The sequence below is a fragment of the Arsukibacterium sp. genome (assembly GCF_018402695.1).
In the GTDB taxonomy this organism is placed as follows: Bacteria; Pseudomonadota; Gammaproteobacteria; order Enterobacterales; family Alteromonadaceae; genus Alishewanella.
In genome coordinates this window covers 318,039-338,821 of sequence record NZ_JAGYIM010000019.1, presented here as the reverse complement: position 1 = coordinate 338,821, position 20,783 = coordinate 318,039, and the positions used below count along the sequence as shown (strand labels likewise).

Genomic DNA, 20,783 nt, shown 5'->3' with positions numbered 1-20,783 from the left:
CACCCCCTAATTCTGTTGGCTGTTCTGGATTGTCGGGTTCGCGGTAAGCCAGTCTTGCATGCCACCGGCTACTGAATAAACGTCAGTAAACCCCATCCGTTGCAACGATTCTGCGGCCAGGGCGGAGCGGCCACCAGAGCGGCAAATTAGGTATAACGGTTCACTGGCTAATTGTGCCAGCGCCACATCAGCCGCACAGCCGCTGGCTGCAACTGCCGGATGATTTGCCAGTTGCATTTCCAGAACGCCCCTTGGATAATTAACCGCGCCAGCAATATGCTCCTGCGCAAACTCGGCCGGCTCTCGTACATCAATCAGCCGTGGTTCCGGATGCTTTGCCAAATACGCTACCAATTCAGCAATGCTTGCTTCCTTGATATTAGCTTTAGCTTCAGCAATCAATTGTTGTGATGTTTTCATGTAGAGCTCCATAATTTACGTTAAGTTGAATTAAAGAACGGACTGAGTAATAACGACTATGGCCATTACTGCTAAAAATATGGCAAAGCCCCGTTGTAATTTCTCCTTTGGTAACCGGCGGCCAATCCAGCCTCCCAGATAGCTGCCAGCAATGCCGGCAAATATCATTAAAGCAATTACTGTCCAGTCAAACTGTAGTCCCTTTGCGCTGAACACCATGAAATATTTGGCAAAGCCGACAAAAGATTTCATGGCAATAATTAATAAGCTTGTGGCAACACTAATCGCTATAGGCAAGCCGCCCATCAACACTAACGCCGGTACAATTAAAAAACCGCCACCAACACCAACAAAGCCGGTTACCGCGCCAACGACCAGGCCATCGGCAATAACTTTAGGTTTGTTAAAAGACTGTTGGCTTGCGTCATCTTTTAACTTGCTGCGCCACATAAATACTGCGGCGACAAGCATTAGCAGTGAAAATACCAGCAGTTGCCAGCGACTGTCGATAAGTGTGCCTAACCAGGCTCCGCCATAAGTGCCAACCATGCCAGGCAAACCAAACCATAATACATGGCGCCAGCTTATCAGTCTGTTCATGCCATTATGAATAGAACCAAACAAACTAATGCCTGCAACAATTAACAACGAAGATGCGATAGCAAGTTCTGCAGGCATACCAATGAGATACAGCAGTACCGGTACTGTCAGAATGGAACCGCCTGAGCCAAATAGGCCGAGGCTTAAACCGATAATTAATGCCCCAATTAATGCCAGCACTTAGCCTCCTTATATATCAAAAATGAATAAGCTTATAACCTGGATTATTCTAGAGCGTTTTGTCCGAGTCGGCAATTAAAATTTAGTATATTCTAATTTATGTGGGCCAAAAGAACATAAATCAGATTGGTGTTACCGGGATTTGAGAGTCTGAGAGAGTAACCCAGACTGTGTTGAGGCTTTTTGCCTTAACACAGTCTGGTCAGCGGAGAGTTAATCAGCAGGCGAGTTTTTGCTGGATTTCAGTGACAACAGTCGCAATATCAAGCATTACTTTTTCGCCGGTTCGGCGGTTTTTATATTCAACCTGCTGGTTGTCAAGATTACGTTCACCTATCACGATAGTATGAGGCAGGCCAATCAGCTCCATATCTGCGAACATAACACCAGGGCGTTCGCGACGGTCATCAAATAATACTTCAATGCCAGCAGCAGTCAGTTGTTGATAGAGTTGCTCAGTGACTTCTGCAATGCGTACCGATTTGTGCATATTCATTGGAATAAGAGCGACCTGAAACGGTGCTATTGCATCTGGCCAGATAATGCCATTTTCGTCATGGTTTTGCTCAATTGCTGCGGCGACAATCCGTGATACACCAACACCATAGCAGCCCATGGTCATGATTTGATGTTTACCTTCTTCATTTAATACGCCGGCTTTTAGTGCTTTTGAGTATTTTTCTCCTAGCTGAAAAATATGGCCAACCTCTATGCCGCGTTTAATGATCAGGTTACCGAAGCCACAAGGGCTTGGATCGCCGGCAATAATGTTACGGATATCAGCTACCTCGAACTTTGGTATATCACGTTCCCAGTTGACACCGGTTAAGTGATAGCCGTCTTTATTGGCACCAACGACAAAGTCGGCCATGTGCACAGCACTGCGATCGGCAATAATTCTTACTGTTAAACCAACCGGGCCAACTGAGCCAGCGCCCGCATCACATAATGCGCGAATTTGCTCGTCAGTGGCGAATTGGAGAGGGCTGGCAATGCCATTCAGCTTCTCTGCTTTTAACTCATTCAACTCATGGTCACCGCGAACAATCAGCGCAATGAGCTGCTGCTTACCCTGTTCATCAGCTTCTGCCTGCACAAACAGCGTTTTGGCTATATTGGTGCTTGATACCTGAAGTAGCGTTGCTACCTCATTGACGGTGCCTGCACCAGGCGTTGCCACTTCGCAAAGTGCCTTAGTTGCAGCGGGTCTGTCACCTTTCGGTGCCAGGGCTTCAGCCATTTCAATATTTGCGGCGTAGTCACTGCTGTCAGAAAAGGCAATAGCATCTTCGCCAGACTCTGCCAGCACATGGAATTCATGTGAGACACTACCACCAATAGCGCCACTGTCAGCTTGCACCGGGCGGTAATCCAGCCCCAACCGGTTAAAAATATTGCAATAGGCGCTATACATCGCATCATAGGTTTGCTGCAAGCTGGCCTGGCTGAGGTGGAAAGAATAGGCATCTTTCATTATGAACTCACGGGCACGCATTACCCCAAAGCGTGGTCGTCGCTCATCCCGGAATTTAGTTTGGATCTGATATAAATTCAGCGGCAATTGTTTGTAACTGGTAATTTCCCGCCGCACTAAGTCGGTTATGACTTCTTCATGCGTAGGGCCTAGCACATAGTCGCGCTGATGGCGGTCTTTAAAACGCAACAGCTCGGCATCCATGGTATGCCAACGGCCGGACTCCTGCCATAATTCAGCGGGTTGCACCATCGGTAGCAGCACTTCTATTGCGCCTGCTTTGTTCATTTCCTGACGGACAATTTCTTCAACTTTACGTAGTACCCGCACGCCAGTGGGAAGATAGCTGAACATGCCGGTGCCGAGACGGCGGATCATTCCGGCGCGTAGCATCAGTTTATGGCTGATAATTTCGGCATCGGATGGGGTTTCCTTCACCGTAGATAACAAATACTGGCTGGTGCGCATACTACTCTCAGAAAATAGTCATAAAATTGCCGTCATTCTAGCAAGTCATTTAGTCCGGCAGAAGTTGAATCTGATGTTTTATTGGCTTATTTGTCACCTGCTGGCCTGAAATCATGCCACCCAGGGTATAAAGCTCACCATTAAGCTCCAGTAAAGAGCGGACATCCATGACCGGTTCACTGTCTGCCGCGGTTTGCCATTGTTGCCTGGCAACAGAATATATCCAAACTTCGCTACTGGGATTAGCTGCTTGCCCATCAAAACCTATTCCGCTGAAATTATAGGGGGTTTTACTGCCACCAACAAAAACGATGACTTGCTCACCGTCAAGCATGGTGCCGGTAGCAGCCATTCTAAAGCGGGCTTTGCCGGACGGGTGCGGCACTTGTTGCCAGTTTATCTCGTTTGCTTTGCTGCCGATGGTACCTTGCCAGCAAGCAGGTTCACTGACAAAGTTGCGTGGTTTTTCATTAGGGTACTCGATAGCGACACCATCACATAACAGTAGGGTGTTGCCAACAATACCACCCGCCAGGCCAAATACCGGTTTACCTGGGAATGGCGTAGCCTGTGACCAGCGCTGCGTAAAGTTATCAAATAATTGCACCAGATTTACGTTGCCATGATCGCTCCAGCCGCTGGCCAGATAAATATAGCGATTCTGATAGGGCAGGGCGACAGCATCATCTACTGGTACCGGTATATCATTAAGCCGTGTATAGCGCCGGGTTACCGGATCAAGCCGGTAACTGTCGGTTGCGGTTTGCTTGTTGCCATCGTTGTTGATGGTAAAGCCACCGAACAGAAAAAAATTGTTGTTCAGGGCAACTGCGCTGGCTGCAGCCCGGCCACTTAAGCGTTGCTGACTGGGCACTGCTGGTAGCTCTGACCAGCCAAATTCACCCAGGGTATGCATCCATACTTTGTTATGAAAATCAACGCTTTGTTTGCCCGGACCAATTCCCATTGCACTGACAATGTAGGTTTTACCGCGTACCGTAGTGCTGGCAACGCTGTTGTTGCTGACCGGTTCGGGTAGGTCCGGGATAGCTATGCTACTGGCTGCAGCCGTCAGCAAACTAAGGTAGCTGAGAGATTTCAGTAACATGGTTGTGTTCTCCATTGACAGTCCATTTAATATTAAAGTTGTACAAAGTCATACCGTAATGTTGTTCGGCATCGCGTTGTTTTTTATATGATGGCCGTGGATCTTGTTTTAAAACTTTTTCAATCAGCAACGCCAGTTCAGGATGCGCAGTCTGAGCCTGGCAGAATTGTCTGGCTGACTCACTAAAACTTACCGCCATCAAGGTTTCAGGCGCACTGTCTGCAAAGCCACCTGCAGCATTGGGCAGGGCATCAGCATAGGGTAAATACGGTTTAATGTCTAAAATGGGTGTACCGTCCAATAAATCGATGCCACTGAGCTCCAACACCAGTTTGTTATGTTGCCGGTATACCTTCTCTAGTTTTACGACAGAAAGACCAATTGGATTAGGTCGGAAGGTCGCACGGGTAGCAAAAACACCTTTTCGGGTATTGCCACCAAGCCGTGGTGGCCTGACTAACGGCGACCAGCCTTTACTGGCTGTCTGATGAAATACAAATACCAGCCATAAATGACTGAAGCTTTCGATACCCCGGACAATATCATCGTCGGCGTAGGGTGGGTTGAGTACCAGTTTGCCTCTTGCCTCGGCGATCAGCCCAGGTTGTCTTGGGATGGCAAACTTCTGTTTATATGGCGACTCAATGGTGCCAATAACCTTAAACTGGAAAGAACTCATTATTAAATGACGCAAGCTGCATAATTAAACGGGCATTATGCAATTGCAATGACTAAACAACAAGCGGTAGTGTAGCCGTCTGAATATCTTTGACGCTATACGCTTATTGAGGTAAGAATAGTGCTGCCAATGTTAATTAAAGAGTAGAAGATGGAACGAAAAACCCTGTTAACAGAATGCCCTGACTCAAAGGGCCTCATTGCGCAAATTACCAACATTTGTTACAAGCACCAGCTAAATATTATTCGTAACACTGAATACGTCGATCCGGTCACTGGCCAGTTTTACATGCGCACCGTACTGGAAGGGGTGTTTAATGACACGACTTTGCTATTCGATTTAGACCGGGCGTTGCCAGCGGGTAGTCGTCGCAGCTTGTTGAGCGACAGTGCGAAGCGGGTCGTGGTATTGGTTACCCGGGAGGCACATTGCCTGGGTGACATTCTGATGAAAGTGTTCGACGGTTCACTGGCGTTAGATATTGCCGCTATTGTTGGCAATTACGCTGATCTTAGCAATCTGGCTGACAAATTTGCGATCCCATATTATTACATCAGCCATCAGGGGATAAGCCGTGCAGAGCATGAGGAGAAAATTCTGGCAACAATAGCACCTTATCAACCAGAATATGTGGTACTAGCAAAATTCATGCGCATTTTAAGTGCAGATTTCGTGGCAAACTATCGCAACCGGATCATTAATATTCATCACAGCTTTTTGCCTGCTTTTGTTGGTGCCAACCCCTATCAGCAAGCGTTTGAGCGCGGGGTGAAAATCATTGGTGCCACGGCCCATTTTGTTAATGAGCAACTGGATGAGGGGCCGATTATTGAACAGATGGTGCGGACAGTCGACCATAATTTTAGTGCCAGCGATATGGCCAAAGCGGGCCGCGATGTTGAAAAAGCGGCACTTAGCCGGGCTTTACAACTGGTTGTTGAAAACCGGGTTCTGGTTCATGGCAATAAAACAGTAGTGTTATAGACAACGTTTTACTTCTGGCTGATTATCTTTAATACTTCAGCAATGTTGGTATTTTGCAGCTTAGGTGAGATGAGTTATGAAGTTACTTATTTTAATGTGTTACTTGTTTGCGGGTTTCGCGACTGCAACCGCAACCGCAGCTAACGAAGAATCGGCAGAGCTGCATCCGCAACTGGAAGTGTTCCGGCCTTATCTTGGCCAGTACTGGCAGGGCAATTTGACTCAGCCTGGCAGCGAAAAGCAGGTTATTGACCGCTCGCACTGGTCACGGGCACTTAATGGTCAGGCAGTAAAAACGGTGCATTCAATTAATGAGGGTGAATATGGCGGGGAGTCTTTTATTTTCTGGGACGACGCTAAAAATAGTCTGGCCTACTATTATTTTACAACCGCTGGTTTTTACACGCACGGCACCATGCAATTTAATCCTCAAAGTGGCGAAATTACAGCGTTGGAGAATGTTGAGAACAATCAGAATGGTATTACTCAGGTAAAATCGCACAGTAAAATTATGCCTGATGGAAGTTTGCAGGTACGTTCCAGTTATTTACAAAATGAACAATGGGTTGAAGGTCATAGTGCGGTGTATCAACCCGTTGCTCCTCAGGAAATTATCTTTAAATAGCCAACGTTGAACTGTCAGTTATCGAGTGGGTCCATGGCATAAATGTCGTCAATTTTATCGGCACAGGTATGGCTGACCCGCAGATCTTTTACTCTGCCGTTGCGCAAACTGTATACCCAACCATGAATGGCCAAAGGCTGGCCGCGTTCCCACGCCTCCTGCACAAAACTGGTGTGGCAAAGATTACGAACCTGCTCCATCACGTTCAGTTCAATTAACCGGTTTAGCCGCTCATTTTCATCATTGAAACTATCAACTTCCTCCCGGTGCATAGCATAAACATCTTTCACGTTGCGCAACCAGTTATCAACAAAGCCAACCCGTTGTTTCATCATAGCGGCTTTTACACCGCCACAACCATAATGTCCTACCACTAAAATATGCTTAACTTTCAAAATATCGATAGCGTATTGTAGTACGGACAAACAATTCATATCCGAGTGCAGCACGAGATTGGCCACATTACGATGAACAAACAGCTCGCCGGGTAGCAGCCCGACTATTTCATTAGCCGGGACCCGGCTGTCTGAGCAACCAATCCATAAATACTCTGGTGCTTGTTGCTCAGATAACTGTTTAAAAAAACCTGGCTGCTCACGTTCTATCCGATCTGCCCAGTTTTTATTATTGATAAATAAATCTTTAAATTTTGGCATAACACTGATCCTGAAAAAAGTCGCGTTAAGATAGCTGATTCTACCGCAATTAAGAGCACCGACCAGCCCGAATTAAAACCGGTGTTCCGTGTCGTGGCGGATATTGACGAAAATATTCCGGGTGACGGCTGCCCGAAAAGCTGGCTATACTAAGCTGAGCTAACCCACTTAATTTTATGGAAAGTACCGCAAGGAGTTGCAATGATCCCGGTTATTTTATCTGGAGGGTCGGGTACCCGGCTCTGGCCTTTGTCCCGCGCCAAGAAACCGAAACAATTTTTGTCGCTAGTCAACGAAAAAAGCATGCTGCAGAACACGTTGTTGCGCCTCAAGGGCATAGAACAACTTGCCCCACCTATTGTGGTTTGTAATGAAGACCATCGATTTATGGTAGCTGAACAACTGCGTGAGCTCAATATTAATGATGCTTGCATAATGCTTGAACCGGTAGGTCGTAACACCGCGCCAGCTATCGCTATCGCCGCTATTCAGGCTATGCAGGAAAAGCAAGACCCGGTGTTGCTGGTGCTGGCCGCTGATCACGTTATTCAGGATATACCCGCTTTTCAGCAGGCGGTAGCGGAAGCACATGTCGCGGCAGAGGCCGGCAAACTGGTTACCTTTGGCATTGTCCCAGTGTCTGCTCATACCGGTTATGGTTATATTCGCCGTAGCAAACAGAATATCGCTGATATGATTAATACCTTCCAGGTAACTGAATTTAAGGAAAAGCCAGACAAAAGCACCGCGGAGCACTACCTGGCATCAGGTGAATATTGCTGGAACAGCGGTATGTTTATGTTTAAAGCCAGCAGTTTATTGGCTGAGCTTGAAAAATTTGCGCCCGATATGCTAAAAGCCTGCAGGTTAGCCGTTAACGCCGCCGCTCAGGATCTGGATTTTGTCCGGGTCGATAAAGACGCGTTTAGTGCCTGCCCCGCAGACTCACTGGATTATGCAGTGCTGGAGAAATCTGACAATACGGTGATGATTCCACTCAATGCGGGATGGAGCGATGTCGGCAGTTATGATGCGCTATGGGACGTGATGGCGAAAGATGCTCAGGGCAACGCATGTCGGGGTGATGTAATGCTGGAGTCAACCCGCAACAGTTACATTAATGCAGAAGAAAAGCTGGTGGCTGTTATTGGCTTAGATAATGTCATCGTGGTCGAAACCAAAGACGCCGTTCTGGTAGCTGATAAAAATAATATTCAGCAAGTAAAAAATATTGTGCAACGTTTACAGAGTTACGGTCGCACTGAAGTGGATTTACACCGTGAGGTATTTCGTCCCTGGGGTAAGTACGACTCAGTCGATCAGGGCAGCCGTTATCAGGTGAAACATATTACTGTTAAACCCGGCGCAAAACTGTCAGTGCAGAAACATCACCATCGGGCCGAGCACTGGGTCGTAGTCAGTGGTACTGCTTTGGTAAGAAATGGCGATAAAGAATTTATGGTGACTGAGAATGAGTCCACTTTTATTCCAATTGGCGTGGTTCATTCCCTGGAAAACCCCGGCAAAATTCCGTTGGAACTAATTGAAGTGCAGTCGGGTAGCTATCTGGGGGAGGATGACATCGTCCGGTTTGCCGATAAATATGGTCGGGGGTAGTATGAGTACCTTGTCCTGCTTCAAAGCTTATGATATCCGCGGCAAGCTGGGTCAGGAGCTTAACGAGCAAATTGCCTACAGTATTGGTCGGGCCTTCGCCAGAGTAATGAAGCCTAAAAGCGTGGCAGTGGGCGGTGACATCCGTCTCAGTTCTGAATCACTGAAGCTGGCACTGACGTTGGGGCTGCTGAACGAAGGTGTCGACGTGTTGGATTTGGGCATGACCGGTACCGAGGAGGTTTATTATGCCGCCCAATCTCTGGCTGTTGACGGGGCAATAGAGGTTACAGCCAGCCATAATCCAATAGATTACAACGGCATGAAGTTGGTTCGTGCACAATCAAGACCAATAAGTGGTGATACGGGTCTTTTTGCTATCCGCGATGAGGCACTACGGCTGCAAGCGGACTTGTATGAACCGTCAGCATTAAATGAATTAACCCGTCAAAGCAAGATCATCGCTGCGAATACCGTATGGCAATTTGGTCGTGCCAGTTATCAAAAGCACAGTATCTTAATTCCTTATATTGAACATCTGCTGACCTACATAAACGTCACTAACGTTAAGCCACTGAAACTGGTGGTTAATTCAGGCAATGGCGCAGCTGGACATGTTATTGATGCGCTGGAGCAAGCGTTTATTCAACGTGAAATACCTGTGCATTTTGTCAAGGTTAATCATCAGCCAGATGGTAACTTCCCCAATGGTATTCCCAATCCATTACTGGTAGAAAACCGCCAGGTAACTGCAGAGGCGGTGCGTCATTATCAGGCTGATTTTGGCATTGCCTGGGACGGAGATTTTGATCGGTGTTTTTTATTTGATGAGCAAGGTAATTTTATAGAAGGTTATTATATTGTTGGCATTCTGGCTGCAGCATTTTTGAAGAAACAGCCTGGTGCGAAGATCATCCATGATCCCCGCTTATACTGGAACACCGAAGCCATTGTTGAGCAAAACAATGGCAAAGCAATTTGCAGCAAAACAGGCCATGCTTTTATTAAAGAACGAATGCGCGCCGAAGACGCCGTGTATGGTGGCGAGATGAGCGCACATCATTATTTTCGTGATTTTGCCTACTGTGATAGCGGAATGATTCCCTGGTTGCTGATAGCCGAGTTATTGTCATTATCGGGTAAAAAGTTGTCACAATTAGTACAGCAAATGATTGCAGACTATCCATCCTCAGGTGAAATAAACTTTAAAATTGCTAACCCGCAACAGATTATTGCTAAATTAGCAGAACACTATGCACCTTTCGCCATTGAAACTGATGATATAGATGGATTAAGTATGAGTTTTGGCAACTGGCGGTTTAATTTGCGCGTTTCCAATACTGAAAATGTTATAAGATTAAATGTTGAAGCCCGGGGCGATGTAAAGTTGATGGAACAAAAAACGGCGGAACTAAAGTATTTCTTAACTGAAGCTGAATAGCATTGGTTTTTTTTAGTTTATATCTCTGTATTAAATGCAGCAGTAGCTTTATTTAATCCGTTAAATTGCTTATCCTTTATCAAATTTTATATAAAGGAGCCAATCGTGTCTTTATTGTTAGATAAAAAAGAACTTAAGAAAGCAGCGAAAGAATTAACGTTGGTTAAACTGACAGAGGTTATTGAAACGCTGAATGGTGTTCTGGCTGAGCGTCAGCAGGAAGTTGAATTAATTGCCCAGCTTGAACAACTAGCGAAAGCTCAGGGTTACACTATGGAGCAGCTTGGCTACAAACAAAGCAGTGATGTTGTGGTGGCTGAGAATAGTGATAGCAGTAAAGCAAAGCGACCTGTTAAACCGAAATTTAAAACTATTAATAAAGACAGTCAGTTTTTCTACGTTGAAAATGGTCAATTACAGTTGTTGCGTACCCATACTATGAAAAAGGGTTTACAACAGCGCGGAATACAGGTTGTGCCATTAGCTAAAGTAGATAAAAAATTTGCAAAGGACATCGACAAGCTCATTGCTGATGCTACCGCTCAGGCTGTTGAGAATTTTAATAGTAAAGTTGCAATCTGGAATGAGTGGGCCGTGGCCAATGGTGGCGAAATTCTCGAAAAACGTTAGAGTGGACAATAAATAGAAAAACCGGCAGCGCTGCCGGTTTTTTCGTTATTTATATGACGTAAGCTATTTTGGTTGCGCATCCAGCGACTCACCATTCACAGCAATACTGGCATCAGCCATTAAGAACACATATAACCACATCAGGTCTTCCGGCGTTTTTAGACTCATAGGGTCCTCTCCGGGGTAGGCTTTGGCCCGCATGGCGGTGCGGGTGGCGCCGGGATTGATACAATTTACCCGAATTGAACTGCCAGCGTATTCGTCGGCCATCACCTGCATTAAGCCTTCAGTTGCGAATTTTGATACTGCGTAAGGGCCCCAGTAAGCGCGACCCTTCCGTCCAACGCCTGACGAGGTAAATACGATAGAAGCTGCCGGTGCTTTTTTCAGTACCGGCATCAATGCCTGGGTCATCAGCATCGCACCAGTGACATTTATCTGAATGATATCTTGCCAGCTGGCCAGATTAATATGTTCGAACGGGCTGAGTACCCCGAGTAAGCCGGCATTGTGTAATACACCATCCAGTTTGCCGAATTCCCGCGCTATCGTCGTTGCCATATCTTTATAATGGCTGGCTGTAGCCCCCTTTAAATCAAGTGGCACAATCGCAGGCTCGGCGCCTCCGGCTGCAACAATCTCGTCGTATACCGCTTCAAGCTTCTTTACGGTTTTACCCAGCAAAATAACTGTTGCGCCATAACGGGCATAGGTTAAAGCAGCGCAGCGGCCAATACCATCACCAGCGCCGGTAACTAAAATAACTTTACCTTGTAGTGCCCCTGCAGGAGCAGTGTAGTTATCCATAAAATCTAACCTGTTAGCGTTAAAAAACGGCGCAAGCATACGCTTAAAACAACTATTTTGCATCTTTCTTGCTACCAAGCGTATTTTTACGCTAGCGATCTGACAGACTTTGAGTTAACTTTAACTGGTCGTAGCTGTTCAGTATGGGCAGCCACTCTAAACTAAAAAGAATTCGTGATAAGCAAAGCAAGGTTTTGCTTTGCAATAAAAAAATAAGCGTTAAGGACGGGGAGAAATTATGAAAAAGCTTGCTATTAGTATCGCTGTTGCGGCAGCGGTCGGCCTGGCTGGTTGCGGTGATTCGTTAGAAGATATAAAGCAGGAAGTTGCTGAACAAGGACCGGTTGCTCCGGCTTCGAGAGTAATATTTGACCCAACTGCGGGCCGGGTATCGGTACCCAATGATTTGTTATTTCAGGGCACTACCGATGGCACCTTGACGCTGGACAGTGGCGAAAGCCCGGATTATAGCAACCCCCAGACAGCTCTGGGCGCGCTGGATGGCTGGTCCACTCAGAACCCTTTTGCTATTGATCTGAGTTTTCCGTCAGGTGTTACGCTAAACGCAGACACTGCACAAACTCCGGGCGCTGTCCGGGTTTTCAAAGCCCTGATGGGTGACCCGATGTCACCAGAGGCGGCCTGTACTGAAGTGCCACGCGGTGCTGCTTGTCAAATTGTTGAAGAATTGGTTTTTGGTGAGGATTTCGTAACGGCCGGTCGTGGTAACAGCGTGGCGGTTATTCCGTTAAAACCCCTGGATAATGCAACGACCTATCTGCTGGCACTGACCAATGTACTACAGGATAGCAATGGCGAGTCAGTAAAGCCCTCAACAACCTATGAACTGGTTAAACAGGATATTGCCACGTTGCCACTGGCTACTGATGCTCAGCGAGCGCTGCAAGGTGTCATTAACAGTTTTGAAAATGTCTTGGTGCGTGACGAAGGGTTGGATAAGGACAATATTATCTATACCGCAGCGATTACAACCCAGTCAGCAGGTGCAGTTCTTTCTACTTTAAAGCAATTGATGGCATCACCAACCCCAACCGGCTATGGTCCTTCACCATTAGTGGTAGCCGATACCGGTTTAACAGTCTCACAATTGAACCCGGCATTTGCTGGCAATCCTGCATTTGCCATTACCCGCTACTACACAGGTACCATGAACCTGCCTTATTATCTTGGTTTACCAACGGAAGCAAACCCTACGGCACCATTAACTACCCGCTGGATGGCCCGTTGTGATAGTGGTGCAATTATTGCTGCCTTGCCTCCGGAAATGAAACCAGAAACCCCGGTTTCTGAAAACGATGGCGCGTGCCAGGCATTTAGCGGTGGCGCATTAAGAGACTTAGGGGTCGATGACGATCGGCATTTAACCAAGTTTAATACTATCCCTAAAATAAACGGCTACCAGACGGTTGATGTGCAGATGACCGTGCCGGATGCTAACGTCATTGATATGCCTGAAGCAGGCTGGCCAGTAGTTATTCTGCAACATGGTATTACTTCACGCCGGTCAGACATGCTGGCGATTACCGGTACTTTAGCGTCTCAGGGTTTTGCTACGGTGGCGATTGATCATCCGCTGCACGGTGATCGTGGCTTTGGCCAGTTAAATGCCAGTGGCGGTAATGCAACTGTCTATATGAACCTCAGTAATTTATTAGTTACCCGCGATAATCTGCGGCAGAGTATTGCGGATATGCTGGCGTTACGTCTGGCGCTGAATTTTGCTCAGGGTGTCGATTTAGACACCAGCAGAGTGCAGTTTTTAGGCCATTCACTTGGTGGTATTACAGGTACCTCTATGGTGGCCCTGGCAAATACCAGTACTGGCAATACAGATTTAGATGCATTGTACAGTGTTGAAACTGCGGCGCTGGCAATGCCGGGCGGTGGTGTTGCAAATTTCCTGCTTGATTCAGCGGCCTTTGGGCCATTAATTAAAGCCAGTGTTATGTTGGGCGCCGGAGGCGAATTAACGACGCATTTTGTCACCTATGTTGCCGCAAATACCGACTGTGGTGTACCAGAGGCTGAGACAGCGGCCACTTACCCGGCCTGTGCTGCTCCCGTTGTCAATGACTACCTGGTCAGCTTAATGGAGCCTGAGAATGCCGCCCAGCAGGCTCGGGTGTCAGCAACGTTAACCCAGTTTGCTTTTGCTGCACAGACCGTTACCGATGCCGGTGATCCGAACAACTATGCTGAGCGTCTCGTTAACAGTGAAACGCCGGTATATATGATTGAAGTTGTCGGCAACACTGATGGCAATCTGCCAGATCAGGTTATTCCCAACGGTTACTTTAACCCACTGGTCGCACTGGCTGCAGGTAAAATGCCATTAGCGGGTACAGAGCCACTAGCCCGCCTGTTAGGAGCAGTTGCTGTGCCTGCGAGCGCCGGTGGCATCGGTTTGAATGGTAGTAATGCGATTGCCAGATTCAGTGCCGGTGATCATGGTTCTATTCTGAGCCCGGCTGCCAGCCCCGCCGCGACGCAGGAAATGCAAACCCAAAGCGTTACTTTTTTCCTGAACGCAGGTCAGGGTTTGTTAGTATCAAACCCTGCAGTATTGGCCAGCGGAAACTAAGCCTGCTGGTATGAAGAAAGCCCGGCGGCTTCAGGCGCCGGGCTTTTTCTTTTTAAAATTCAGGATAGAATACGCCAACTCAAACACACAGGAGTATTATTTTGGCATTTTTAATGGAATATGGCATGTTTCTGGCGAAGGCTGCGACTATTGTTTTTGCGATAGCACTGGTGGTTGGTATTGTGGTGAACGCCAGCCATAAACCGAAGGCAAAGAAAGGCCAGCTCGAGTTTACCGATATCAGTAAACAATATCAGCAGCAAACTGAGGAATTACAGCAGCGTTTACTGGATAAAAAAGCGTTTAAGCAGTGGCATAAAGCCCGGCAAAAATCGAATAAATTGCAGGACGGCAAGCAACCCTGCCTGTTTTTGCTCGAGTTTAACGGCTCTATGGACGCCAGAGAAACAGAGTCTTTGCGGGAGGAGGTGACAGCTATCCTGACTATTGCCAAACCAGAAGACGAAGTTTTGCTGCGCCTTGAGAGTGGCGGTGGCGTGGTGCATGGTTATGGATTGGCGGCTTCACAACTGGACAGGATCCGTCAGCAAGACATACCGCTTACGGTAGCCGTAGATAAAGTGGCAGCAAGTGGGGGCTATATGATGGCCTGCATTGGTAGCAAAATTATCGCAGCCCCTTTTGCTATTTTAGGGTCGATAGGGGTAATTGCTCAACTGCCCAATTTTCATAAATTACTGCAGAAAAATCATGTCGACTTTGAACAGTTTACTGCAGGTGAGTTTAAGCGGACCGTAACGCTGTTTGGTGAGAACACTGAAAAAGGCCGGCAAAAATTCCAGCAGGAACTGGAAGAGACCCATGTTTTATTTAAAAGCTTTGTGCAGCAGCATCGTCCGCAGTTGGATGTAACCCGTGTAGCAACGGGTGAGCACTGGTTTGGATATCAGGCACTCGAATTGCAACTGGTTGACACTATTCAGACCAGCGACGATTATCTGATGACTAAAATGTCGAGCCACCGCATATTTAAAGTGACTTATCAACTGCGAAAGGGTTTGGCTGAAAAAGTGGGAATGGGTTCTGCCAGCGTGTTTTCAGTCTGGTGGCAAAAATTTGTGCAACAGAACTGGCAACGTTAACAGTATTGCCCGGTGACAACTACAGGCCACTTTCAGCCTGTAGTTGTCTGCAGCAATACTGACATTAGCGCAGGTGATGAAAGTCGACACTTTGTTCTTTAACACCAGCGGCCGCATCGTTAAATACTGCCTCGTCAAATTGCTTTTCACTTTTGCCAACAATACAGGACACCATGGCATCGCCGGTCACGTTTACTGCGGTGCGGGTCATATCCAGTAAGCGGTCCACCCCAATTATCAGGGCGATACCTTCTACCGGCAGGCCTACTTGTTGTAACACCATTGCCAGCATAATTAAGCCAACCCCGGGCACGCCTGCGGTACCAATTGACGCTAAAGTTGCGGTTAGAATAACCATCAGATAATCAGCGACGGTAAGGTCCACCAGATACACCTGAGCGATAAATACCGTGGCTACACCCTGCATAATGGCAGTTCCATCCATATTGATGGTAGCGCCGAGCGGCACAGTAAAAGAGGCAATACTGTTTTTGACGCCAAGTTTTTTAGTAACCGTTTCCATGGTAACGGGCATAGTAGCGTTGCTGCTGGACGTACTGAAACCAAACAAGGCCGCGTCACGCATCTTACGAAGAAATATCAGCGGATTTAAACCCGTTAGTAATTTCAAAATAACACTGTAACTGACCAGACCATGGAAAATAAGCACTGTCAGTACTATGCCGAAATACTTCGCCAGGCTGACAATGGTATCAAAACCCAGGGTCGTAAATAACTTAGCCATTAAGAAGAACACGCCATACGGTGCCAGGTTCATTAATATGGTTACCAGCTTCATAATAACCTCACTGAGATCATTAAATACCGCAGCCAGTCGCTCGCCGGGCTTGCCGCTTAATGCCATGGCAATACCAAACAAAACTGCAAATACAATGATTTGCAGCATATTGCCCTGAGCCATCGACTCAATCGGGTTGCTGGGGAATATATTAATAAATACCTCAGCCAGCGAGGGGGCTTCTGAAATGTCAAAGCTGGCATCAGACTGGCGTTCTACACCCTTGCCGGGACCAACTAATATAGCGGCAGTCATAGCCAGGCTAATTGCAATAGCCGTAGTGATAAGGTACAGGCCAATAGTTTTGCCGCCCAGCCGTCCCAGGGTAGAGGTATCTGACAGTGAGCAGGTACCACAAACCAGAGATACAAAAACTAAAGGCACCACCAGCATTTTTAAGCTGGCGATAAAAATTTCGCCACCAACATGAAAAATACCATCTACAAAAAAGGCTTTCAGTGGGATGGCAAGGCCAAATAGTGAAAGAACCCGCTCTTCCTGTCCCGCTAAAATACTTTTAAAAAAGAAACCAACACAAATGCCGGCTATCATGCCGATAACGATACGGGCCGTTAATCCCAATTTACGATTATTGCTCATTGTTTTAGTAATATATCAGTACGTATTTTGCCTAAGACTATCAGTTTGCAGGGCTATTGGGCAGGTTTGGCAAAAATTTTTTTGAAAATTGCTGTGACGTAGTGATAATTAATGGTTTAAGATGCAATTAACAAAAACTATATATAAAAAACAGCTAGGGAGAGTTTTCATGCGAAACATCCGGCAACTACTGGTTGCATTAATGATTACGTCGCTGGCCGCCTGTGGTGGCGGTGGTACCTTGGGTAGTGGCGGCGATGGCGGCGATGGTGGTGGCTCAGGAGGCAATACACCTGTGTATTCCCTGGCACTGTCACTTACTGATGCTCAGGGCACTGCAACGGGTGAGTTGTCGCAAGATACGCCGTTAACGGTCAGGGCAACCCTGAGCGCGACCAATGATGGTAATGTTGCCAATCAACTTATTACATTTGAACTGACAGGCGAAGGGTTAGCCAGCTTTGGTAACGACTCCGGTGCGGCTTCAACCAATGCTGATGGCGTTGCGACCATAGCCCTCAACGTGGGCAATCAATCTGGTGCCGGCCAAATAACAGCTAGCTATGGTGACGCAACAGCAACAATTGTTTTTAACTCTGCTGGTGACGGTGGGGATGACGTTGATACTACTATAGGTAGTGTAAGACTGATTGCAGACAAGTTGTTACTCGGCTCTGGTGCCTCAGATAAAGTAGAATTAAGCGCGCTGGTTCGTGACACCAACAATGTTACGTTGGCGGATGTACCTGTTACTTTCTCGGCAGACTCCGGTGAAATCAGCATAGTCGACACGGTAACGGGCAGCAATGGTATTGCCAGAGCAACATTGACCACCTTGTCTGACAGTAACAACCGCGATATTACCGTTGTTGCCAGAGTGCAGCAGCAAACTGCTGAGCTGGTTATCGATGTGGTGGGTACTAATCTGGAAATCGCCGCACCTTCAGCTGTCGTGTTAAATGATAGCGCCACTATTGATGTATTTGTCACTGACTCCAGTGGTAATGGTATTCAGGGTGTGGTACTGGATGTGAGCTCAGCGCTGGATAATACGTTAAGTGAAACCAATCCGGAAACCGCAGGCTCAGGCGGTAAAGCGTCGTTCAGTTATACCGGGGTAAACAGTGGCACCGATACTCTGACAGTATCAGCGCTGGGTATCTCTGCGAGTGTTGAACTTAACGTCAGCCCGGATACGTTCGTGTTTCAGCAGGTCAATGGTGAGGAAGATACCGTTGTTGAAATCCCCCTGAATACGGCACAATCTCTCGGTGTACAGTGGCTAATTGATGAGTCCCCTAATTCTGGTGAGCTTATCAGTTTTGCTACGTCTCGTGGCTTTATCGCAACTACGGCGGCCGGTCTGGTTGATGAAAATGTTACTGTGTCACAAACTACCGATGCGGCAGGTGAAGCTGAGGTGTTTGTGCAGTCTGACTATGCTGGTTTAGCAACAATTGCTGCGCAGGCTGGCGATGCGGGTAGCAGTGTCAATGCACAGAAAATCGTTGAGTTTGTTGCAGTTACGCCAACTAAAGTTGAAGTTCAGGCGTTTCCTGCTCAGGTTGGTCTGGGCGAAAACAGTGCAATACGGGCGATAGTGCGTGATGCTAACAACAATCCGGTAAAAAACCAGAACGTGGTATTTACTCTGGATAATGCGGCAGGCGGTCAGTTAAGTTCAGTATTAGCAAGAACCAATTCACAGGGCGTGGCATCAACGGTGTTTACCGCTGACTCAACTACCGGCGGCGGCGTAGCTGACTTGAATCTGGTGGTGAAAGGTGCATTGGCTGCTGATGATACCATCGTCGGACAAACAGAAATTGCCGTAGGCCGCAGAACCTTGTTCTTCCGTTTTGGTACCGGTAACGTTATTACTAAGCCGAACGATAGTACCTATTCAAAAGAGTTCTCGATTATAGTTACTGATAGTTCAGGTAATCCGGTGCCAAATCAGCAGTTGAATGTGGCTGTTGTGCCGTTAGCTTATTCCAAAGGTGTTTGGGTAAAATCGCCTACACCGCCGGCGGCATTCCGTAACTGGGCTGCTGAAGTATCCATTACTTGTCCTAATGAAGATGTGAATTTAGACGGTGTTCTGGAAATCTCCGAAGATACTAACGGTGATGGTCAGATCACACCTGGAAATCTGGCGACAGTGCCGGGTACGGTAACAGCGGATGATAGCGGCATCGCAGTGTTTAATATCCAGTATCCGCAAGATGTGGGAGCCTGGTTAGATGTCCGGCTTCAGGTATCTGGTACGGCTTCAGGGACTGAAAACGTCGCCTCCCGTGATTATGGTTTACCGGTGTCCAGTGAAGATGTAACGACTGAAACATCTCCACCACCTAGTAATCCTTTTGGGGTGGTAGGCAATTGTTCTATTACCGATTAATGCTATCGCAGCCCGCTTAACAGTGGGCCTTAAAAAAACCGCCAGTTTGGCGGTTTTTTTATTCCCCCAGGATTACTTAACGCTGGAACTGATAAACAGAACCTAAATTTAAGATCTGGGTAAGTTCATCCAGCGCGGCCCGTGACTCTGACAGCAACTGTGGATCGGCCAAATCTGCTTCCGAGATTTGATCGCGATAGTGTTTATCAACCCAGTTGTTTAGCGTGGCAAATAACTGGTCGTTCATCAGCACTCGTGGGTTGACTGCCTGACGCTCCTGCTCACTTAGTGCTACCCGTAAACGTAAACAGGCAGGTCCACCACCATTACGCATACTTTGTTTTACATCATAGTAATGGACATGCTTAATTGGCGTGCCACGCCCGGTGAGTTCAGCCAGATAACGACTCACTGCCGGGCTGTCCTGGCATTCAGTCGGGGCAATAATAGCCATTTCACCATTGGCCAGAGTTATCACCTGGGTATTGAACAGATAGGTATTAATGGCTTCCTGCACAGACACATCGTTATCATTTACCTCGATCAGGAAGAGCTCACTGCTATTGCCAAATTTACGTTTAATTTCATCCAGTTTACTCTGAGTATCAACAAAGGCCTGCTGATGATAAAACAGCACATTCTGGTTACCCACTGCGATAACATCGTTATGAAACACGCCCTGATCGATTACGTCGGGGTTTTGCTGCATATAGACGACGTGGTCGCTAGTTAAGCCATGTAAGCGGGCTACTGCCTCACAGGCTTCCAGTGTGTGTCGGGCAGGGAAGCGTTTGGGCGCTGCTTTAGTTTGATCGAACGCATAACGACCAAACACAAAGAGTTCAACACCTTTTTTGCCGTAATCACTGCACAATCTGGTATGATTCGCCGCACCTTCATCACCGAAATGGTCGTTATCGGGTAAGTGCTGGTGATGAGCGAAGTGCTCAGGATCAGCAAACATGGCTTGTAATATCCGGCCGGTAGTCTGAGGTTCGAGTGAGCGGTGAAATTTATTGGTTAAGTTTGCCGGGGTAAAGTGTACTTTGTGATCTGCAGTATCTGCACTGGGCGAGATGGTTGCGGCGTTTGCAGTCCACATACTGGATGCAGAACACACCGCCCGGAATACCGCCGGGGCTTGCCTGGCAGCAGTGGCAATGATATCACTGTCTGAACCGGTAAAACCGAGTCGGCGTAAGGTATACACATCCGGGCGCTCTTGCGGAGCCAGCACGCCTTGCACTAAACCTAAATCGTGCAATGCCTTCATTTTCTGCAAACCTTGCTTAGCGGCTTGTTTTGGGCTGGAAGTGTTGTTAGCGTTAGATAAAGAGGCAACGTTGCCGACTGACAAGCCGGCATAGTTATGGGTTGGTCCTACCAGACCATCGAAATTTGCTTCAAAGTACTTCATTTTTGCTTTATATCCTTCTGTTGGAAGGGGCACTGTTTTTATTATTGTTGCGGCCGCTTATGTTTTTTATGCTTCATTTAGGAGTTGGCTATCAAATAGCCGTTGGGCCTGTAAAATGGCCCGGATTGCATAATAATGAGTTTATTCACTTGTCACAACTGCGGTTTGCGGATAT

17 protein-coding genes are annotated in these 20,783 nt (G+C 47.2%); 8 read left to right on the top strand and 9 right to left on the bottom strand.

Features of this window, described 5'->3' with window-relative positions:
• Positions 1-6: 6 nt before the first annotated feature.
• The 5 genes from KG631_RS13050 to tsaA form a co-directional block, all read right to left on the bottom strand.
• Positions 7-420, bottom strand: a complete 414-nt coding sequence (locus tag KG631_RS13050) for a rhodanese-like domain-containing protein (RefSeq protein ID WP_214000140.1) — start codon at positions 418-420, stop codon at positions 7-9.
• 30 nt (positions 421-450) lie between these two features.
• Positions 451-1,200 (bottom strand): TSUP family transporter, encoded by a 750-nt coding sequence (locus KG631_RS13045; protein WP_214000139.1) that lies wholly within the window; start codon positions 1,198-1,200, stop codon positions 451-453.
• A gap of 217 nt (positions 1,201-1,417) precedes the next feature.
• Positions 1,418-3,142, bottom strand: a complete 1,725-nt coding sequence (locus KG631_RS13040) for a proline--tRNA ligase (protein ID WP_214000138.1) — start codon at positions 3,140-3,142, stop codon at positions 1,418-1,420.
• 49 nt (positions 3,143-3,191) lie between these two features.
• Entirely contained in the window at positions 3,192-4,250 is a 1,059-nt protein-coding gene (locus tag KG631_RS13035) for a galactose oxidase (protein ID WP_214000137.1), read from the bottom strand.
• Positions 4,222-4,929 (bottom strand): tRNA (N6-threonylcarbamoyladenosine(37)-N6)-methyltransferase TrmO, encoded by a 708-nt coding sequence (gene tsaA / locus KG631_RS13030; RefSeq protein ID WP_214000136.1) that lies wholly within the window; start codon positions 4,927-4,929, stop codon positions 4,222-4,224. Before tsaA ends, KG631_RS13035 begins: the two co-directional genes overlap by 29 nt.
• Positions 4,930-5,079: 150 nt before the next feature.
• Between tsaA and purU the strand changes: the two genes are divergently transcribed.
• Positions 5,080-5,913 carry a formyltetrahydrofolate deformylase gene (purU, locus tag KG631_RS13025; protein WP_214000135.1) on the top strand — a complete coding sequence of 278 codons (834 nt, stop codon included), beginning with the start codon at positions 5,080-5,082 and terminating at the stop codon, positions 5,911-5,913.
• Positions 5,914-5,989: 76 nt separating this feature from the next.
• On the top strand, positions 5,990-6,538 hold the full coding sequence (locus tag KG631_RS13020) for a hypothetical protein (protein ID WP_214000134.1): 549 nt from the start codon (positions 5,990-5,992) through the stop codon (positions 6,536-6,538).
• 14 nt (positions 6,539-6,552) lie between these two features.
• Here the strand turns inward: KG631_RS13020 and can are convergent, their stop codons facing one another.
• The gene (gene can, locus KG631_RS13015) at positions 6,553-7,194 is read right to left on the bottom strand and encodes a carbonate dehydratase (RefSeq protein ID WP_214000133.1); all 642 of its coding nucleotides are present in this window, start codon (positions 7,192-7,194) and stop codon (positions 6,553-6,555) included.
• A 201-nt stretch (positions 7,195-7,395) separates the two neighbouring features.
• Between can and KG631_RS13010 the strand changes: the two genes are divergently transcribed.
• The 3 genes from KG631_RS13010 to KG631_RS13000 all read left to right on the top strand — a co-directional run bounded on the left by KG631_RS13010 (position 7,396) and on the right by KG631_RS13000 (position 10,879).
• Positions 7,396-8,811 carry a mannose-1-phosphate guanylyltransferase/mannose-6-phosphate isomerase gene (locus KG631_RS13010; RefSeq protein ID WP_214000132.1) on the top strand — a complete coding sequence of 472 codons (1,416 nt, stop codon included), beginning with the start codon at positions 7,396-7,398 and terminating at the stop codon, positions 8,809-8,811.
• Position 8,812: 1 nt separating this feature from the next.
• Positions 8,813-10,249 carry a phosphomannomutase CpsG gene (locus KG631_RS13005; RefSeq protein WP_214000131.1) on the top strand — a complete coding sequence of 479 codons (1,437 nt, stop codon included), beginning with the start codon at positions 8,813-8,815 and terminating at the stop codon, positions 10,247-10,249.
• 105 nt (positions 10,250-10,354) lie between these two features.
• Positions 10,355-10,879 carry an H-NS histone family protein gene (locus KG631_RS13000; RefSeq protein ID WP_214000130.1) on the top strand — a complete coding sequence of 175 codons (525 nt, stop codon included), beginning with the start codon at positions 10,355-10,357 and terminating at the stop codon, positions 10,877-10,879.
• Positions 10,880-10,942: 63 nt separating this feature from the next.
• Here the strand turns inward: KG631_RS13000 and KG631_RS12995 are convergent, their stop codons facing one another.
• Positions 10,943-11,686, bottom strand: coding sequence for a YciK family oxidoreductase (locus tag KG631_RS12995; RefSeq protein ID WP_214000129.1), 744 nt, complete (start codon positions 11,684-11,686; stop codon positions 10,943-10,945).
• A 238-nt stretch (positions 11,687-11,924) separates the two neighbouring features.
• Here KG631_RS12995 and KG631_RS12990 point away from each other — a divergent pair, with 238 nt between their 5' ends.
• A complete protein-coding gene (locus tag KG631_RS12990) occupies positions 11,925-14,288 on the top strand; it encodes a VolA/Pla-1 family phospholipase (protein WP_214000128.1) in 2,364 nt (787 codons plus the stop codon).
• Between the two features lie 101 nt (positions 14,289-14,389).
• A complete protein-coding gene (sohB, locus tag KG631_RS12985; protein WP_214000127.1) occupies positions 14,390-15,391 on the top strand; it encodes a protease SohB in 1,002 nt (333 codons plus the stop codon).
• Positions 15,392-15,455: 64 nt separating this feature from the next.
• Here the strand turns inward: sohB and KG631_RS12980 are convergent, their stop codons facing one another.
• Complete coding sequence (locus KG631_RS12980; RefSeq protein ID WP_214000126.1) at positions 15,456-16,790, bottom strand: dicarboxylate/amino acid:cation symporter; 1,335 nt, start codon at positions 16,788-16,790, stop codon at positions 15,456-15,458.
• Between the two features lie 169 nt (positions 16,791-16,959).
• Between KG631_RS12980 and KG631_RS12975 the strand changes: the two genes are divergently transcribed.
• Entirely contained in the window at positions 16,960-19,191 is a 2,232-nt protein-coding gene (locus KG631_RS12975; protein ID WP_214000125.1) for an Ig-like domain-containing protein, read from the top strand.
• 76 nt (positions 19,192-19,267) lie between these two features.
• On the opposite strand, the gene astB is transcribed toward KG631_RS12975, so the two are convergent.
• Positions 19,268-20,608, bottom strand: a complete 1,341-nt coding sequence (gene astB / locus KG631_RS12970) for an N-succinylarginine dihydrolase (RefSeq protein WP_214000124.1) — start codon at positions 20,606-20,608, stop codon at positions 19,268-19,270.
• Positions 20,609-20,783 lie beyond the last annotated feature (175 nt).

What these genes read in the sequence shown, in the direction of transcription:
- KG631_RS13050 (WP_214000140.1), bottom strand. Translation starts at nt 420, where the DNA reads ATGAAAACATCACAACAATTGATTGCTGAAGCTAAAGCTAATATCAAG.
- KG631_RS13040 (WP_214000138.1), bottom strand. Translation starts at nt 3,142, where the DNA reads ATGCGCACCAGCCAGTATTTGTTATCTACGGTGAAGGAAACCCCATCC.
- KG631_RS13035 (WP_214000137.1), bottom strand. Translation starts at nt 4,250, where the DNA reads ATGTTACTGAAATCTCTCAGCTACCTTAGTTTGCTGACGGCTGCAGCC.
- tsaA (WP_214000136.1), bottom strand. Translation starts at nt 4,929, where the DNA reads ATGAGTTCTTTCCAGTTTAAGGTTATTGGCACCATTGAGTCGCCATAT.
- purU (WP_214000135.1), top strand. Translation starts at nt 5,080, where the DNA reads ATGGAACGAAAAACCCTGTTAACAGAATGCCCTGACTCAAAGGGCCTC.
- KG631_RS13020 (WP_214000134.1), top strand. Translation starts at nt 5,990, where the DNA reads ATGAAGTTACTTATTTTAATGTGTTACTTGTTTGCGGGTTTCGCGACT.
- can (WP_214000133.1), bottom strand. Translation starts at nt 7,194, where the DNA reads ATGCCAAAATTTAAAGATTTATTTATCAATAATAAAAACTGGGCAGAT.
- KG631_RS13010 (WP_214000132.1), top strand. Translation starts at nt 7,396, where the DNA reads ATGATCCCGGTTATTTTATCTGGAGGGTCGGGTACCCGGCTCTGGCCT.
- KG631_RS13005 (WP_214000131.1), top strand. Translation starts at nt 8,813, where the DNA reads ATGAGTACCTTGTCCTGCTTCAAAGCTTATGATATCCGCGGCAAGCTG.
- KG631_RS12995 (WP_214000129.1), bottom strand. Translation starts at nt 11,686, where the DNA reads ATGGATAACTACACTGCTCCTGCAGGGGCACTACAAGGTAAAGTTATT.
- KG631_RS12990 (WP_214000128.1), top strand. Translation starts at nt 11,925, where the DNA reads ATGAAAAAGCTTGCTATTAGTATCGCTGTTGCGGCAGCGGTCGGCCTG.
- KG631_RS12980 (WP_214000126.1), bottom strand. Translation starts at nt 16,790, where the DNA reads ATGAGCAATAATCGTAAATTGGGATTAACGGCCCGTATCGTTATCGGC.
- KG631_RS12975 (WP_214000125.1), top strand. Translation starts at nt 16,960, where the DNA reads ATGCGAAACATCCGGCAACTACTGGTTGCATTAATGATTACGTCGCTG.
- astB (WP_214000124.1), bottom strand. Translation starts at nt 20,608, where the DNA reads ATGAAGTACTTTGAAGCAAATTTCGATGGTCTGGTAGGACCAACCCAT.